The sequence below is a fragment of the Neptunomonas qingdaonensis genome (assembly GCF_900113275.1).
GTDB classification, from domain to species: domain Bacteria; phylum Pseudomonadota; class Gammaproteobacteria; order Pseudomonadales; family Balneatricaceae; genus Neptunomonas; species Neptunomonas qingdaonensis.
The window spans coordinates 216640-231811 of the sequence record NZ_FOOU01000003.1; the positions used below are offsets into that span (position 1 = coordinate 216640).

The window sequence follows — 15172 nt, forward strand, 5'->3', positions numbered from 1 at the left end:
TTGTTCCTATTGCCTTTAATTAACGCGTATTTTACTACTCTTCAAACTGTCGTGCTGCTAATTTTGCATAAAGTTCCGATTGCACTAATAAGTCTGCATGGGTGCCTTGTGCTACGACCTGACCCTCGTCCATTACGGCAATGTTATCGGCATGAATAATGGTCGATAAACGGTGGGCAATAATGACGGTCGTGCGGTTTTGCATTAAATTGCTTAACGCCTTTTGGATAGCGCCTTCACTTTCAGAATCGAGTGCGCTGGTGGCCTCATCCAGCAGTAAAATCCGTGGGTTATTCAGGATAGCGCGGGCGATGGTAATACGCTGTTTTTGCCCACCCGATAAGCGCACACCTTTTTCTCCCAAATCGCTATAGTATTGCTCGGGTAATTGCTGGATGAAGTCGTGGATGTGGGCGGCTTTCGCGGCGGCGATTACGTCTGCTTCAGAGGCATTTTGTTTGCCGTAGCGGATGTTTTCCAGCACATTGCTGGTAAACAAAGCGGGCTGCTGTGCGACCACCGCCATTTGCTGGCGCAGCTGGTGTGGATCGAGTTGGCGAAGGTCGGTCGTATCAAAACAGATTTGCCCAAGGCTTGGATCATAAAAACGCAGCAGCAGTTCGAATACTGTCGATTTACCGGCGCCTGATGGTCCGACCAATGCGGTTACTTTTCCTTCCGGTATGCTTAGATTGAAGTCCGATAAAGCGGCTTTGTCAGGCCGGGAAGGGTAGTTGAAGGTGACCTGTTTCAACTCCAGGCTGGCTTTTAAACGGCTGGCATCCTCAGGGTTTTCTGGCGCTTCTATTTCATTTCTCGCATACAATAATTCCATCAGGCGCTCTGTTGCGCCGACAGCCCTTTGCAGTTCGCCATAAACTTCGGATAAGGTGCCTGTACCCATGGCGACAATCAGCGCATAAAAAACGAAAGCGCCTAACTCGCCACCGGTCATCACACCGGTAATTACATCGTATCCGCCTACCCACAGCATGCCGGAGAGTGCGCCGAACACCAATAAAATGACAGTTGCCATTAACAGGGCACGTTGGCTAATACGATGCCGCGCAATACTAAAAGCCTTATCGACTTCTTTGGCAAAGCTGACGCTTTCGTAGCTTTCCTGGTTATAGCTTTGCACGGTTTTTATTTGTTGAATCGCTTCACCAGCATAAGTACCCACATCGGCAATCGAGTCCTGGCTCTTTCTGGCAAGCTGCCTGACGCGACGGCCAAACAATAATATCGGTAATAAAATCAGGGGGACACCCGCTACGATAATCAGGCTTAGCTTTACATTGGTAATAAACAGCATTACCAAAGCGCCGCTGGTGGTCACTATGCTTCGCAGTGCCATTGAAAAAGAACTACCGATAATGGACTGCAGCAGCGTCGTATCGGTGGTGAGGCGCGACATGATTTCGCCGCTGCGGTTCTTTTCAAAGTAGCTCGTGTGTAAATTGATGATGTTATCAAACACGGCTTGGCGGATATCCGCCGTTACGCGTTCGCCCAGCCACGACACGAGATAGAAGCGAATAAAGGTGCCGCCTGCCATTAATAAAGACATGCCAATTAAAATGAAAATCGAATGGTTTAATTGCTCGATTGAACCAGCAATAAAGCCGTTATCAATGACAAGTTTCACACCCTGGCCAATCGCCAGCGTCACCCCAGCGGTACACAAGAGGGCGATCATGGCGCCTATCCAGTACTTACGGTAGGGCCGCATGAATTGAATAAGTTGTATTAAAGTTGAGAACTTTTTAACAGGATTCAAAGCAGTTCCTTATCGCAGTATTGATGTTTAGTTTGGTATGGTTATTGGTACTGTGAATCAGAGTTCCTTTGATCCCGTGCGTGTCGATGATAATAAGATATTTGTTTCAGAGTTTGAAATACCTTCCAGGGCACGTATTCTGCCCAAAACTTTATCAAATGCCTCTAAGCTTTGCGTTTGTATCTCAAGAACCAGATCCCATTTTCCGTTGGTGGAGTGAATCGCTCTCACACTGGGTTCAGTCAGTAACTTATTACGCACTTTTGTCGAAGAGTTTCCATCCAGACCGATGCACATAAGCGCTCTGACAAGCGATAAGGATTTATCATTCGCACTATTCACCAGGACGGTATATCCGGTAATAACCCCATTTTTTTCCAGACGGTTCATTCTGTTTTGTACCGTCGCCCGGGATGTCCCTATCTCTTTAGCGAGGTTTGCCACGGGAGATCTGGCATTCGCACGCAGTAAACCAATAATCTGCCTGTCTATGTAGTCTAATTCTGTCATTTAGTAACCAGTACTTATCAAATAGTCATAATTATGTAAATTTAGTTAAATATTATCACTTATTTATAGCAAGTATTCTGGCAATAATATCGTCTCCTCTTTTGAAAGAGCCAGATTATGCATAAAAATGAGAATGCATTCATGGGTCACTTCTTTTATAAAACATAATTGAGCAGAACTAGCTTCAGTCTCATCGCATAAGGTTATTATATAAATGACTGCCTTAAAAAATGCTCAACCCCGGTTTTCAGTACAGTCTCCTCGCGCTGTCGTTATGATCAGGCCTCAGTACTTTCATCCAAACCCAGATACTGCGGTTGATAATGCTTATCAAAAACAGGCGCCTAATGAAAATCCTGAAGAAACAGCAAAACGGGCATCTTCAGAAGTCGATCGTGTTGCTGAAGTACTCAGAGAAAAACAAATAAGAGTTCATTTGTTTGAAGATACAAGGAATCAAACACCGGACTCCGTATTTCCCAATAACTGGTTTTCTACTCACTCTGGTGGCCATATTGCGATTTACCCGATGTTTTCCGCCAATCGTCGTAAGGAGCGGCGCCAGGATATTATCGACATGCTTAAAGCAGAGTATCACGTTCAAGATATTATGGATTACTCAGGTTTAGAATTTGATGATTTGTATTTAGAGGGGACCGGCGCCATGGTATTGGATCATATTGAACGAGTCGCCTATACGGCTCAATCGAATCGGGCTAATCCCATTGCTCTGGAGCGTTTTTGTGCACATTTTAATTATGAGCCGATGGCATTTGAAACCAGAGATGAGAGTGGCAGTGCTGTATATCATACGAATGTAATGATGAGTATAGGCTCAGAGTTTGCTGTGGTGGGTACTGAATTAATCATTAACCGAAAACGCCGTGATGAAGTAGTCAATCGATTACAATCGACAGGCCGTGAAGTTATTGAGCTTTCTAATCATCAAATTGGTCTGTTTGCAGGAAATGTTCTTGAATTGTCCTCTCCTGATGGTCGGTTACTGGCATTATCCCGCACTGCATACGATGCGTTAACTGGCATGCAACGCACGCTATTAGAGCGCCATATAGAGTTTGTGGTGTTAGATATACCGACCATTGAATTGGCAGGCGGATCAATTCGCTGCATGTTAGCCGGCATTCATTTAGCCAGAAGGTCTTGAGGTCCTTTTCCCGAAAAATTACCCGATGTGTAAATGTTTTATAGTATCGGTCTATCTGAAGTAGCCTGGAACTCAACGTGAGCCTGGCTGCTTCTTAGGAATATCCGAGGGGTATTTTAACCTTGAAACCATTCAGCCAGTCTTGTTGATAACCTTCTTGCGGCAGACTCAGATGGCTCTGACTTGCGTACTAATGCGGACCAGCCAAGATCAAGTTTGTCTTTGCCTACCTGAATAACGGAAACATTTTTGTTTTTAATAGCAGATTGAACCGCCCAGCGTGACAGGATACTCACACCAAATCCTGCCGCTATCAGCTCGACAATGGCGTCGGTTACCTCAACGACCGTCACCAAATGAGGAACGCTTCCGGAAGGACGAATAAAACGTTCATACTCAAAGCCCGGTTGGGCTGACTTGCTATAGGTCAGGTATTGCTCGCTCTCTAAATCGCTTGCTTGAATAAATGCTTTGGCTGCCAGTTTATGGGTTAAGTGAGTGACTAATACAAGTTCATCCTGAAATACCGGAATGGAGTCGATGCCCGGGACGATTAAATGTCCGGGCGCTAACACCACATCAACCGTTCCATCCTGAAGGTTTTTTAAAGGGTTTTGAGTCGCTGAAGCAACCAGCTCTAATTGGATTCCGGGTTCTTTTTTAGTCATGGTTTTTAAAAAAGAAGGTAACCAGTGATAGCAGCTATAAGCGGCGACACCAAAACGCACGACGCTAACCTGGTTATCAGCCTTCTGTTGAAAATCAAATTCAGCACGTTGCAGGGCGGGGATAATCTGATTCGCCGTTTGTGTCATAGCGCGGCCAGCCGAGGTTTCTTTAAGCTTGCGTCCCTCTCGCTCAAATAATAAACCACCCAAGCGTCTTTCTGCTTCCCCGAGTCGATGGCTCAATGCAGACTGTGTTATTCCCAGCACGTGTGCGGCTTGTCTTAAGGTGCCTGATTCGTTAATGGCTTTGAGCATTTCCCAATGTCTGATATCTAATCTCATGCCGTTACCTCGCACCTTAATTTAATAGCGTTATGTCACTTCAGCCTCATGAGCCAGCACTCAATCGCTTCTTTTTATATGCATGATATTAATCAATATCGAGAATTATTCATTATTTTTCTAATCAGATGATGGTTATTCTCCCTGCATAACTAGTCTCCCTGCATAATTAGAGCAATGGTATCGACGTGAGCACTACATTAATTATCAAATCAGGCAACAAACCAATAATCAATGGCCAGCATTTTGTACTCATGGCCGCTTTCTTTTACGGGCTAAACCCATTTTTTGCACAGCTATTATTTAAAGAAGGTTTTACTGCAGAGATGGTGAGTTTGTACCGGTTTATTTTGCCGGCACTATTTTTTACGTTTTTCCTGCGTACGCCACAAGCCCACTGGTCTGAGGCTTTTCGGACGCTGCTATTAGGTATCGCCAGTGGTATTTCTATTTTTGGCTATTTTCATGCGCTAGACACCTTGCCCGCTGCTACCGCCATCCTGATCTATTACACTTACCCTGTTTTCAGCGTATTGATTGGCTGGGCTGTTTTTAAACGTAGGCCTACACAAAATGCCTGGGTAGCTGCGGCGCTGATTGCTATTGCTGCGTCATTAACAGTCAGGCCCGAAACGCTTTCTGCAGACTTGTTACTCTCGGTTGTTGGCTGTTTTTTAGCGCCCTTAATGGTCGCTACTCAGGTTCAGTACCTGTCTAATCCAAGAAGACCTATTCCAACCATGAATAGAATGGCCTGGATAACGAGCGGTCATATTATTGTTCTCCTGCCTATAGCAATATGGAGTGCGCCGGTGCAGGTGCTGCCGGTTTCACTCACGGGTGCATTATCAATATTAGGCATCGCCTTACTGGCGGCGGCCATTCCTCAGATACTGTTTATGCTGGGTGCACCAAGATCATCTGTGGATAAAAATGCATTGATGGGGTCACTCGAATTCGTCGTTGCTTTGTTAACCGGCGCGGTTTTATTAGGTGAAAATATAGACCGATTGGAAATGGCCGCTATGCTCTTGATTGTCTTGGCCTTGTTTATTAAACAAGTAGAAAACAAACCCGCAGCGGCGGTAGTGGTTGGATGAGGTGATTTACAATGATTTCTCTTTATGTTCGGTTGCTACGACGGCGAGCTTGACCTGGCGGCTGGTTATAATAGTGCTTAAACGCTTTGCTGAAAGCCGCCTCTGATGAATAACCGGCGCTTTCAGCAATATCAATCATGGCTTTATCACTGTGCTCCAGCTGAGTTTTCGCTTTTTGCATGCGCCAATTGATCAGGTATGTTTTGGGCGGCATGCCGACCATTCGGGAGAACTTTTCAGTAAACGCCGTTCTTGATAATGAAACCGCTGCGCCGAGTCGTTCCACACTTAAATACGCTTTCGCTTCTGAGTGAATCAGGTTTAATGCAGCACCAATTTGAAGATCTGCCAGTGCAGCGATATATCCGACGTTATTTGATGTACTTGTCATATAAGTGCGCATGAGTTGAATGAACAAGACTTCTGTCAGACGGTCAACCATTACTGTTGAGCCTGGAGACGGTTGTCGGGACTCATTCGCAAGGACAGTGACTAAGGATCTTAACCATGCCAGTTCAGGTGTTTCGGCTGCCTTGATATGAATAAAACAAGGCAGATCTTTTACAAAAGGATGGTCCATCGAAGAGTCGTAACTGAATGAACCACATAACAGGGTGGTTGCTGAGCTTTTTTCTGATGTACTGTTTTCTTCTGATTCTGGTTGAAAGGGATTGCTGCCATTGAGGATGTTTTTAACAACATCTGAGCCGGGCTGCCTTGGGCTTTGCGGCGTATCGCTAATCCAATGAGCACCCCCCGTAGGGAAGGCTACAATATCTCCGGTCGCAAGGTGTAGTGGCGGGCCTTCTGCTTTCAGATGTTTTAACCAGCAAGAATTTTCTACGACGATATGGAACATGCCTTGCTGGCTTTCTTCGACCTCCATCCCCCAGGGGGCACTAAAGTCGGTACAAAAGTAGGTGTCAGCGCTGAGGCGAATCGCCTTCAATACATCTGCTAGTGCATCCATATTGGCTGTGTTCTCCATATTATATCTACCTGCGGACTCTGCTGGTTAAAATGACAATTTATTCAGACATTACAGCATATTTTGTTCAAAGTAGATCTGGATAATAGACCTCAATCAATTCATCAGGACAGAGATTCTATTATGGCTACGCAACACAACATCAAATCACTTTCGCTTTATCATTTCCAAGGCTGCCCATTTTGTGCGGCCACCCGCAAGGTGATTGAGCAAACAGAGCTGAATGTCGAGCAACGCGATATTCAAAGACAACCGCAGCTTCGTGCAGCGCTGATTAAAGGTGGCGGCAAACCTCAGGTACCTTGTCTGCTTATTGAAAAAGAAGATGGGCAACACCTGTGGCTTTATGAATCGTCGGATATTAACCATTTTCTTCGTGGTTATGCCGCACAATCTAAAAAACGCGCTTAATTTGTAACAGTTTCAGTAAGAACGCAGGGTAAAAACCATGAATAAAAGACACGTTGACGTTGCCATCATAGGGACAGGCACCGCCGGAATGGGCGCATACCGTGCCGCAAGAGAACATACCGATAATCTGGTGCTTATTGAAGGCGGTGACTATGGCACAACGTGCGCCCGGGTAGGCTGCATGCCCAGTAAATTATTGATAGCGGCTGCAGAATCTGCACATCACTCCCGGCATACTGAGCTTTTCGGGATAACGACGGGCGAAGTTAAGGTTAATGGTAAGGCTGTGATGGCCAGGATACAGCGCGAACGTGATCGTTTTGTGGGTTTTGTCCTGGAAGATGTCGAAGGGTTTGATGCTAATCATAAAATTAAGGGTTATGCGAGGTTTAAGGATGATCATACTCTGATCATCGATGATCATACCGAAATCACAGCAGATCGTATTGTTATCGCGACAGGATCTACCCCTGTTTATCCGCCACTATTTGCAGAAGCGTCTGATCGCTTGCTGACCAATGATGATATTTTTGAGCTGGATGATCTTCCTGAATCCGTGGCTGTGTTTGGCCCCGGCGTGATTGGTCTGGAGCTGGGGCAGGCGTTGAGTCGGCTTGGAGTAAAGGTCAAAGTGTTTGGCCGCGGAGGCTCTGTCGCCACCCTCAGTGATCCTGAGATCAGAGAATATGCTGAAAAAACATTTAATCAAGAGTTCTACTTAGATACCAAAGCTCAGGTAAGCACTATTCGGAAAAAAGGTGAGGGCGTAGAAGTCGTCTATCTCGATAAGTCCGGAGTAGAGGTAACCGAGTTCTTTTCTTACCTGCTGGCCGCCACCGGCCGAAAGCCCAATGTGGATAAACTCGGTCTGGAGAATACCAGCGTGGTTGTGGATCAGCGAGGTGTACCAGTATTTGACCACTACAGCATGCAGGCCACGCCAGATCATATATTTATTGCCGGGGACGTGAACAACGAACTGACACTGTTGCATGAAGCGGCGGACGAAGGCCGTATCGCAGGAAATAATGCGGGCGGCTACCCAGAAGTCCGTGCTGGCCGCAGACGAGCGACGCTTGGCGTAGTGTTTACTGAGCCGCAAATTGCCAATATAGGCTTAAATCTTAAGCAGTTAGAAGCGCGTTATGCGAATAACTATGCGGTAGGCCAAGTCAGCTTTGAAGGGCAGGGACGTAGCCGGGTGATGGCTAAAAATAAAGGCATAATGAAAGTCTATGCTGAGCATGGTACTGGGTTATTACTCGGCGCTGAAATGTTTGGACCAGCAGCAGAGCATCTAGGCCATCTACTGGCGTGGGCGCTGCAACAAAGGCTTACCATTAAAGAGATGCTGGGGATGCCGTTCTATCATCCGGTCATCGAAGAAGGGTTACGTACAGCATTAAGAGACTTAAATGCTAATTTGAGGCTAGGCCCTGAAGCGGTTAAAGGTTGTATTGATTGTGGTCCGGGAGCTTAAGCATGAATCGGTTGCTGCTCGTAAAAGCGTTAAAGGTCGCAACACTCGTGGGCACTGCACTCTTGGTGATCAATCAATATGATGCGCTGTTTGACGATGCTGAGTTACGCGTAGTCCCCGCCATACTCACTTACTGCGTTCCCTTTGCCGTGTTTATGGCTGGGCAGCTTTCCAACCGACAAAACAGATCAACAGTACAGCGATAATATCGCTGTACTGTTGATGTTCCTGTTCGTCTTCACGCTAAAAACGTTAGTTGATAATACAACTGACGTCATAAGTTGATACTGTCATTTGAAAGCTCAAATAGGTTACAAAGTCTAATTCATTATGTAGAACTGTCATTGTTAATATACATAAGTATATTTTGTAAGAATTAGTTCGGTTTGGTTGCGCAGCTTTTGTACGCTTGTATTAGCGGTTCGACTATTCGATAGTCAATCAAGCTTAGTCTTCTTAGGTGTAGTCCTCTTAGGTATAGCCTTCTTAGGCTTATATGCCGACCAAGGGATCTACAAATGCTAACTCCGCTAGATTTTATGAACGATTGGGCTGATGGAATGCGCTGTTGGCAGGCCACAAGTAGCTTGCAATCTGCACTGCCTGTTAGTGCTGAACAGGCTAGAGACATCGGACGGAAACGTGCTGAGAAGTTAATCGCTTACGCCCGCAAGAGTTCACCCTTTTATGCCAATTACTATGCGTCTGTTCCAGCTGATTCAGCGCTTCAGGATTACCCCGCGGTTAACCGTGCTACGCTTATGGCAAATTTCGATAGCTGGTCAAGTGACCGTCGAATTACCCTTGCCTCCGTTAAGTCACTCTTGTCCTGCACAGACAGAATTGGTGAACGTTTCTTCAATGATTATTTGGTTTGGACGAGTAGTGGTACCAGCGGTGTAAAAGGCATTTATGTTCAAGATATTCATGCCTTATCAATTTATCAGTCGTTGATGGCGGTTAGGTATCTAAATCAACTCACCGCCTCCGCTTCTGTACTCCCTTGGCCTGAAACGCTCAATGCTAATCGTACGGCTTTGGTTGCCGCCGTTGAAGGTCATTTTGCAGGCATTGTTTACTGGAAATGGGCAGCGAGGTTGAATCCATGGCTTAGCGGTCAGACTCGAACCTTTTCTATTCTTCAACCGATCCCGGAACTTGTTGAGCAGCTCAATCGTTGGCAACCAAAGTTTTTATCTACGTATCCAAGCATGTTGTCAGTGCTCGCCCAGGAACAGGAAAGTGGTAGATTAAAACTATCTCCTACTCGATTGTGGTGTGGTGGCGAGAACCTTGAAAAACAGCAAAAGCAGCAGATAGAAGCCGCATTTTCTTGTGCAATAGATGAAGACTATGGCGCCTCTGAAGCCATGAATATGGCCTTTGCTTGTGAACATGGCAAATTACACGTTAATACCGACTGGTTTATTTTGGAGCCCGTGGATGCAAACATGCAGCCGGTCAGGGCAGGCGAAAAATCGGTGACGACTCTGGTGACCAATTTAGCCAACACGCTGCAACCCATTATTCGCTATGATATTGGCGACAGTATCACCTTGCACACCGAAGCGTGTACTTGCTCAAACCCTCTACCCACGATGGAAGTGGTCGGTCGGCATGATGATACCCTTTGGATGATGGAAGAAAATAATAAGAAAGTGGCGATTTTGCCGCTCACCTTAAATACCGTAATTGAGGAAAATGCCGGAGAATTCGGTTTCCAAATTATTCAGCTTGGCCCCAACCATCTATCAATTCGCACCCAGGGAGATGATATATATGCCCGGAGTAGAGCGTTTGGAAGAATTCGGGATTCACTCGAACAGTATTTTAAGACTACAGGCGTGTTGCCTGTCACGTTTGAGCATGACCAAGCGCTACCGGCACGCGATGCGGTAAGTGGCAAACTGAATCAGGTTATAAAAATGGGGTCCTAAAAATGGTGTCAGATCAAAAAATGGGGTCAGATCACAGTTGTTGCTAATATAACAGCATTGATTTGCTGAATATCAGATCCACAAGGAGGTGGTTAATGGCACGTAAGCCGAGGTTTGTTCTGCCGGGTGTTCCGCAGCATATTATACAGCGTGGAAATAACCGGAATCCGTGCTTCTTTAGCGAGGCGGACTGTCAAAAATATCTGGATGTTTTACATGAGGCGGCGGATAAAAACGAAGTGGCTATTCATGCCTATGTTCTGATGACTAATCATGTTCATTTGCTGGCAACGCCCAATTTGCCGCATAGCATTGCCGTTATGATGCAAGATATCGGTCGAAAGTATGTCAGATACATTAATAAAGGTTACAGCCGAACAGGTACGCTGTGGGAAGGCCGCTATAAAGCGAGTCTTGTCGATAGCGAAGCTTATCTGTTTACGTGTATGCGCTATATTGAATTGAACCCTGTCAGAGCCGGTATGGTATCGCATCCGGGTGAATATTTTTGGTCAAGTTACAGCTGTAATGCTGCCGGTAAAACTAATCCGTTGATACAAGCTCATCCTCTGTATGATTTATGTGGTAGCAATCAAACACAACGCCGTCATGCCTATCGTGAACTTTTTCTCGCAGATCTGGATAGCGCTCAAATTCATCAGATACGTGAAGCTGTGCGTAAAGAGTTAGTGTTAGGGCGGGATAGTTTTAAGGATAAAGTTAAAGATATGACCCTGCGACAAGTTAGACCTGGTCAGCCGGGACGACCTCGGATAGAAGAGGCAGCAGGAATATACTATGTTTTTTAGTATATTAGAGAAAACTGTGATCTGACCCCAGTTTGCCTGTTCCTGCTCCTATATCTGTTAGCTGGTTAGTACGCGCCTTCACCATAAACGAGTTCATAGCTATGGCTATAAATTTCTAGAATATTACCGAATGGGTCTTCCATGTATATCATGCGATAAGGTTTCTTACCTGGGTAGTAATAGCGTGGTTTTTCCATGCGTTTTTTACCACCTGCAGCAACAATTCGTTCGGCCAGTTCTTCAACATTAGGATCCTGAACACAAAAGTGGAAGATACCTGTTTTCCAGTATTCAAAGTTGTTCTCTGGGTTTTCCTGTCCTTTGAACTCAAAAATCTCAACACCAATGCGATCACCGGTTGAAAGGTGGGCGATGCGAAACTTTTCCCAATTGCTGCCGAAAACATCGGTACACATTTCGCCAATCGGGCTATCGTCTTCAATAATCTCGGTTGGCTTCATGATTAAGTACCAACCCATGACTTCTGTATAAAACTTAACAGCCTTTTCTAAATCAGGTACTGAAATACCGATGTGAGAAAAGTTGCGAGGGTAAACATTGCTCATGATTTATTCTCCATTCTTATAACGCATGTTAATAACACCAGTTGATATAAAAAGCTGATGTCGTAAATTGATGTCACGTATTGAAAGTACAAATAGGTTACAAATTATTATTCATTAGGTAAAATTATCATTTTTAATACATTTGAGTATTTTTTGTAATGATCAGTCCAGTCTGGTTACGTAGTTTTTGTACGCTGGTGGAAGTGGCGCACTTCACCCGTACTGCCGAGCGTTTAAACATGACCCAATCAGGTGTCAGCCAGCATGTGCGAAAGTTAGAAGATCACTTAGGCCAGCCATTGCTGATCAGACAGGGTAAACAGTTCACGCTGACTGATGCGGGCGAACGTCTGTATCACGAAGGGCTGAAGATCATCAGAACTTTGTCGGATCTTGAAAAGAGAGTAGGCGAAGATCCCGCTTTTGAAGGCACCGTCCGCGTGGTTTCTCCAGGAAGTGTCGGCCTTAAGCTCTATCCTCGTCTGTTAAATCTACAGAAACAGCACGCTAAGTTGGTCATTGATTATCGCTTTGCGCCTAACAGCGAAGTAGAAAAGCTCATCGCTGAACATAAGGTCGATATCGGATTTCTGACGACGCCATCCACCTTAGATGAAGTCAGTTTTAAGCCTGTTGCCGAAGAAGAGTTATTGCTGGTTACACCCAAGGAAGTGCTTGAACCAGACTGGCAGCAATTGATGGAGTTGGGGTTTATCGACCATCCCGACGGAGCACATCATGCCGGACTGCTGCTTGGCGCTAACTACCCAGAATTCCAGAACAGCAAACAGTTTAAAAAGGCGGGCTTTTCAAACCAGATCAATTTGATTCTCGAACCGGTAAGTATGGGGCTGGGATTTACCGTCTTACCCGGCCATGCAGTAGCGGCTTTTAACGGCACTGGGCAAGTTAAAATACATCGGCTTGCACATCGTGTGAGTGAGACGCTCTATCTTGGATTTCACATCAATAAATTTATGCCAAGCAGAGTGAGAACAGTGATTGATGAAGCAATGGAGTGTCTATAGTAAAAACTGTGATCTGACTCCAGTTGTTAGTTGTTATGATCTGACCCCAGTTGTTCATAGGTAAAACCTATTGTCACAATAGCAATAAACTGTTTTACAAAAATGTTAAAAAGCCAATACTGTGATATGAATACAATAAAAATAGGAGATATATCGATGGCTAACAACAAATGTCCTGTGATGCATGGCGGTGCCACAGAGAGTGGTATGTCCAACATGGAATGGTGGCCGAAGTCGCTTAACCTCGATATTCTCCACCAACACGATAGCAAGACTAATCCGATGGGGGTGGACTTCAATTATCAGGAAGAGGTTAAGAAACTCGACGTAGCCGCCCTGAAGAAAGACATGCATGCGCTGATGACTGACAGCCAGGCGTGGTGGCCGGCGGACTGGGGTCATTACGGCGGACTGATGATTCGTATGTCCTGGCATGCAGCTGGCACCTATCGTATCGCTGATGGTCGAGGGGGAGCCGGTACCGGTAATCAGCGCTTTACGCCCATCAATTCCTGGCCAGACAACGTGAACCTGGATAAGGCACGCCGTCTGCTCTGGCCCATCAAGAAGAAATATGGCAACAAGCTCAGCTGGGCCGATTTGATTGCTTACGCGGGCACTATCGCCTATGAATCTATGGGCCTGAAAACATTCGGATTTGGTTTCGGTCGCGAGGATATCTGGCATCCGGAAAAAGATACTTATTGGGGTTCAGAAAAGGAATGGCTTGCCCCCAGCGGTAGCGAAGGCAGTCGTTATTCCGGTGAACGCGATCTGCAGAACCCGCTGGCCGCCGTCATGATGGGGCTGATCTACGTCAACCCTGAAGGGGTGGACGGTAATCCGGATCCACTTAAAACCGCGCATGATATTCGGGTCACTTTTGAACGGATGGCGATGAACGATGAGGAAACAGTTGCGCTCACCGCGGGTGGTCACACGGTCGGCAAATGTCACGGTAATGGCGATGCCACGCTGCTCGGCCCTGAACCTGAAGGTGCTGAAATTGAGGACCAGGGTTTTGGCTGGTTAAATAAGACCAAGCGCGGTATTGGTCGCGACACTGTATCCAGTGGCCTTGAAGGCGCATGGACGACGCATCCTACCCAGTGGGACAACGGCTATTTCCAACTGTTACTCAAATATGAGTGGGAACTGAAGAAGAGCCCGGCGGGTGCCTGGCAGTGGGAACCCATTAACATCAAGGAAGAGGACAAGCCGGTCGACGTCGAAGATTTATCGACCCGTTTCAATCCCATCATGACCGATGCCGATATGGCCATGAAGATGGATCCTGAATATCGAAAAATCTCCGATAAGTTCTACAAAGATCCCGACTACTTTTCTGAAGTATTCGCGCGGGCATGGTTCAAACTGACGCATCGTGATATGGGGCCTAAGGCTCGTTATATCGGTCCCGACGTGCCGCAAGAAGATCTGCTCTGGCAAGATCCTGTGCCTGCAGGCGCTACTGATTACGATCCCCGGGCGGTGAAAGACAAAATAGTAGCCAGTGGTCTGAGTGTGAGCGAAATGGTCTGCACCGCCTGGGACAGTGCCAGAACCTTCCGTGGTTCGGACAAGCGCGGTGGTGCCAATGGAGCACGCATTCGCCTCGCCCCACAAAAAGACTGGGCCGGTAACGAGCCTTCGCGTCTGGCCAAAGTCTTGGCTGTTCTTAGTCAGATTGCTGCCCAGAGCGGAGCCAGTGTTGCTGATGTCATCGTGCTGGCAGGTAATGTCGCTATTGAGCAGGCGGCAAAAGCCGCTGGCGTTGAAGTGACAGTACCGTTCTCGCCTGGACGCGGAGATGCAACAGCAGAGATGACCGATGTGGGTAGCTTCGATGAACTGGAACCCATTCATGATGGCTATCGCAACTGGCTCAAGCAAGACTATGTTGTCAGCGCCGAAGAGTTACTGCTCGACCGTACGCAATTAATGGGGCTGACCGCGCCTGAGATGACCGTACTGCTGGGGGGTATGCGGGTGCTTGGCACCAACCACGGTGGAACAAAACACGGTGTATTCACCGAGCATGAAGGAACACTGACGAACGATTTCTTCGTCAATCTGACGGACATGAGTTACACGTGGAAACCCGCAGGAAACAATCTGTATGAAATCCGCGATCGTGAAACGGACACGGTCAAGTGGACGGCAACACGCGTTGATCTTGTTATCGGCTCCAACTCGATCCTTCGCGCTTATGCCGAAGTTTATGCACAGGATGACAACAAGGAAAAGTTTGTGCAGGACTTTGTTGTTGCATGGACGAAGGTAATGAACGCTGATCGCTTCGATTTGGCTTAATCCTCTGCACAAAGCCCCGTGCCGCATCAAAGCGGTGCGGGGACTGAGGGAAGGCTCTCTTCGTCCCCTTACATT

The 15172-nt window shown here is 46.5% G+C and carries 14 protein-coding genes; 9 read left to right on the forward strand and 5 right to left on the reverse strand.

Annotated features, from left to right (window positions below; all coding sequences use genetic code 11):
- Positions 1-34: 34 nt before the first annotated feature.
- Positions 35-1780 (reverse strand): ABC transporter transmembrane domain-containing protein, encoded by a 1746-nt coding sequence (locus tag BM099_RS06020; protein WP_269750473.1) that lies wholly within the window; start codon positions 1778-1780, stop codon positions 35-37.
- Positions 1781-1837: 57 nt separating this feature from the next.
- A complete protein-coding gene (locus BM099_RS06025; RefSeq protein WP_090725760.1) occupies positions 1838-2290 on the reverse strand; it encodes an Lrp/AsnC family transcriptional regulator in 453 nt (150 codons plus the stop codon).
- Positions 2291-2504: 214 nt separating this feature from the next.
- Between BM099_RS06025 and ctlX the strand changes: the two genes are divergently transcribed.
- Positions 2505-3455, forward strand: coding sequence for a citrulline utilization hydrolase CtlX (gene ctlX / locus BM099_RS06030; protein WP_090725763.1), 951 nt, complete (start codon positions 2505-2507; stop codon positions 3453-3455).
- A 116-nt stretch (positions 3456-3571) separates the two neighbouring features.
- On the opposite strand, the gene BM099_RS06035 is transcribed toward ctlX, so the two are convergent.
- A complete protein-coding gene (locus tag BM099_RS06035; protein ID WP_232348969.1) occupies positions 3572-4465 on the reverse strand; it encodes a LysR family transcriptional regulator in 894 nt (297 codons plus the stop codon).
- 188 nt (positions 4466-4653) lie between these two features.
- On the opposite strand from BM099_RS06035, the gene BM099_RS06040 reads away from it, so the two are divergent.
- A complete protein-coding gene (locus tag BM099_RS06040) occupies positions 4654-5565 on the forward strand; it encodes a DMT family transporter (protein ID WP_244889921.1) in 912 nt (303 codons plus the stop codon).
- 22 nt (positions 5566-5587) lie between these two features.
- On the opposite strand, the gene BM099_RS06045 is transcribed toward BM099_RS06040, so the two are convergent.
- Entirely contained in the window at positions 5588-6553 is a 966-nt protein-coding gene (locus BM099_RS06045; protein ID WP_090725765.1) for an AraC family transcriptional regulator, read from the reverse strand.
- A gap of 123 nt (positions 6554-6676) precedes the next feature.
- Here BM099_RS06045 and BM099_RS06050 point away from each other — a divergent pair, with 123 nt between their 5' ends.
- From BM099_RS06050 to BM099_RS06070, 5 genes are all read left to right on the forward strand, one after another.
- Positions 6677-6964 carry a glutaredoxin family protein gene (locus BM099_RS06050; RefSeq protein WP_090725767.1) on the forward strand — a complete coding sequence of 96 codons (288 nt, stop codon included), beginning with the start codon at positions 6677-6679 and terminating at the stop codon, positions 6962-6964.
- A 37-nt stretch (positions 6965-7001) separates the two neighbouring features.
- Entirely contained in the window at positions 7002-8444 is a 1443-nt protein-coding gene (locus BM099_RS06055) for a dihydrolipoyl dehydrogenase (RefSeq protein WP_090725769.1), read from the forward strand.
- A 2-nt stretch (positions 8445-8446) separates the two neighbouring features.
- Entirely contained in the window at positions 8447-8650 is a 204-nt protein-coding gene (gene nrtS, locus BM099_RS06060; RefSeq protein WP_090725771.1) for a nitrate/nitrite transporter NrtS, read from the forward strand.
- 312 nt (positions 8651-8962) lie between these two features.
- Positions 8963-10381 carry an AMP-binding protein gene (locus BM099_RS06065; RefSeq protein WP_090725773.1) on the forward strand — a complete coding sequence of 473 codons (1419 nt, stop codon included), beginning with the start codon at positions 8963-8965 and terminating at the stop codon, positions 10379-10381.
- A gap of 95 nt (positions 10382-10476) precedes the next feature.
- Positions 10477-11190, forward strand: coding sequence for a transposase (locus BM099_RS06070; RefSeq protein ID WP_090725774.1), 714 nt, complete (start codon positions 10477-10479; stop codon positions 11188-11190).
- Between the two features lie 65 nt (positions 11191-11255).
- On the opposite strand, the gene BM099_RS06075 is transcribed toward BM099_RS06070, so the two are convergent.
- A complete protein-coding gene (locus BM099_RS06075; protein WP_090725776.1) occupies positions 11256-11756 on the reverse strand; it encodes a lactoylglutathione lyase family protein in 501 nt (166 codons plus the stop codon).
- A gap of 158 nt (positions 11757-11914) precedes the next feature.
- Between BM099_RS06075 and BM099_RS06080 the strand changes: the two genes are divergently transcribed.
- The gene (locus tag BM099_RS06080) at positions 11915-12784 is read left to right on the forward strand and encodes a LysR family transcriptional regulator (RefSeq protein ID WP_090725779.1); all 870 of its coding nucleotides are present in this window, start codon (positions 11915-11917) and stop codon (positions 12782-12784) included.
- A 156-nt stretch (positions 12785-12940) separates the two neighbouring features.
- Positions 12941-15097, forward strand: a complete 2157-nt coding sequence (gene katG, locus BM099_RS06085) for a catalase/peroxidase HPI (protein WP_090725781.1) — start codon at positions 12941-12943, stop codon at positions 15095-15097.
- Positions 15098-15172 lie beyond the last annotated feature (75 nt).

Excerpts from the sequence above, each read along its gene's own strand:
- BM099_RS06025 (WP_090725760.1), bottom strand. The coding sequence starts at position 2,290 with ATGACAGAATTAGACTACATAGACAGGCAGATTATTGGTTTACTGCGT.
- ctlX (WP_090725763.1), top strand. The coding sequence starts at position 2,505 with ATGACTGCCTTAAAAAATGCTCAACCCCGGTTTTCAGTACAGTCTCCT.
- BM099_RS06035 (WP_232348969.1), bottom strand. The coding sequence starts at position 4,465 with ATGAGATTAGATATCAGACATTGGGAAATGCTCAAAGCCATTAACGAA.
- BM099_RS06045 (WP_090725765.1), bottom strand. The coding sequence starts at position 6,553 with ATGGAGAACACAGCCAATATGGATGCACTAGCAGATGTATTGAAGGCG.
- BM099_RS06050 (WP_090725767.1), top strand. The coding sequence starts at position 6,677 with ATGGCTACGCAACACAACATCAAATCACTTTCGCTTTATCATTTCCAA.
- BM099_RS06055 (WP_090725769.1), top strand. The coding sequence starts at position 7,002 with ATGAATAAAAGACACGTTGACGTTGCCATCATAGGGACAGGCACCGCC.
- nrtS (WP_090725771.1), top strand. The coding sequence starts at position 8,447 with ATGAATCGGTTGCTGCTCGTAAAAGCGTTAAAGGTCGCAACACTCGTG.
- BM099_RS06065 (WP_090725773.1), top strand. The coding sequence starts at position 8,963 with ATGCTAACTCCGCTAGATTTTATGAACGATTGGGCTGATGGAATGCGC.
- BM099_RS06070 (WP_090725774.1), top strand. The coding sequence starts at position 10,477 with ATGGCACGTAAGCCGAGGTTTGTTCTGCCGGGTGTTCCGCAGCATATT.
- BM099_RS06075 (WP_090725776.1), bottom strand. The coding sequence starts at position 11,756 with ATGAGCAATGTTTACCCTCGCAACTTTTCTCACATCGGTATTTCAGTA.
- BM099_RS06080 (WP_090725779.1), top strand. The coding sequence starts at position 11,915 with ATGATCAGTCCAGTCTGGTTACGTAGTTTTTGTACGCTGGTGGAAGTG.
- katG (WP_090725781.1), top strand. The coding sequence starts at position 12,941 with ATGGCTAACAACAAATGTCCTGTGATGCATGGCGGTGCCACAGAGAGT.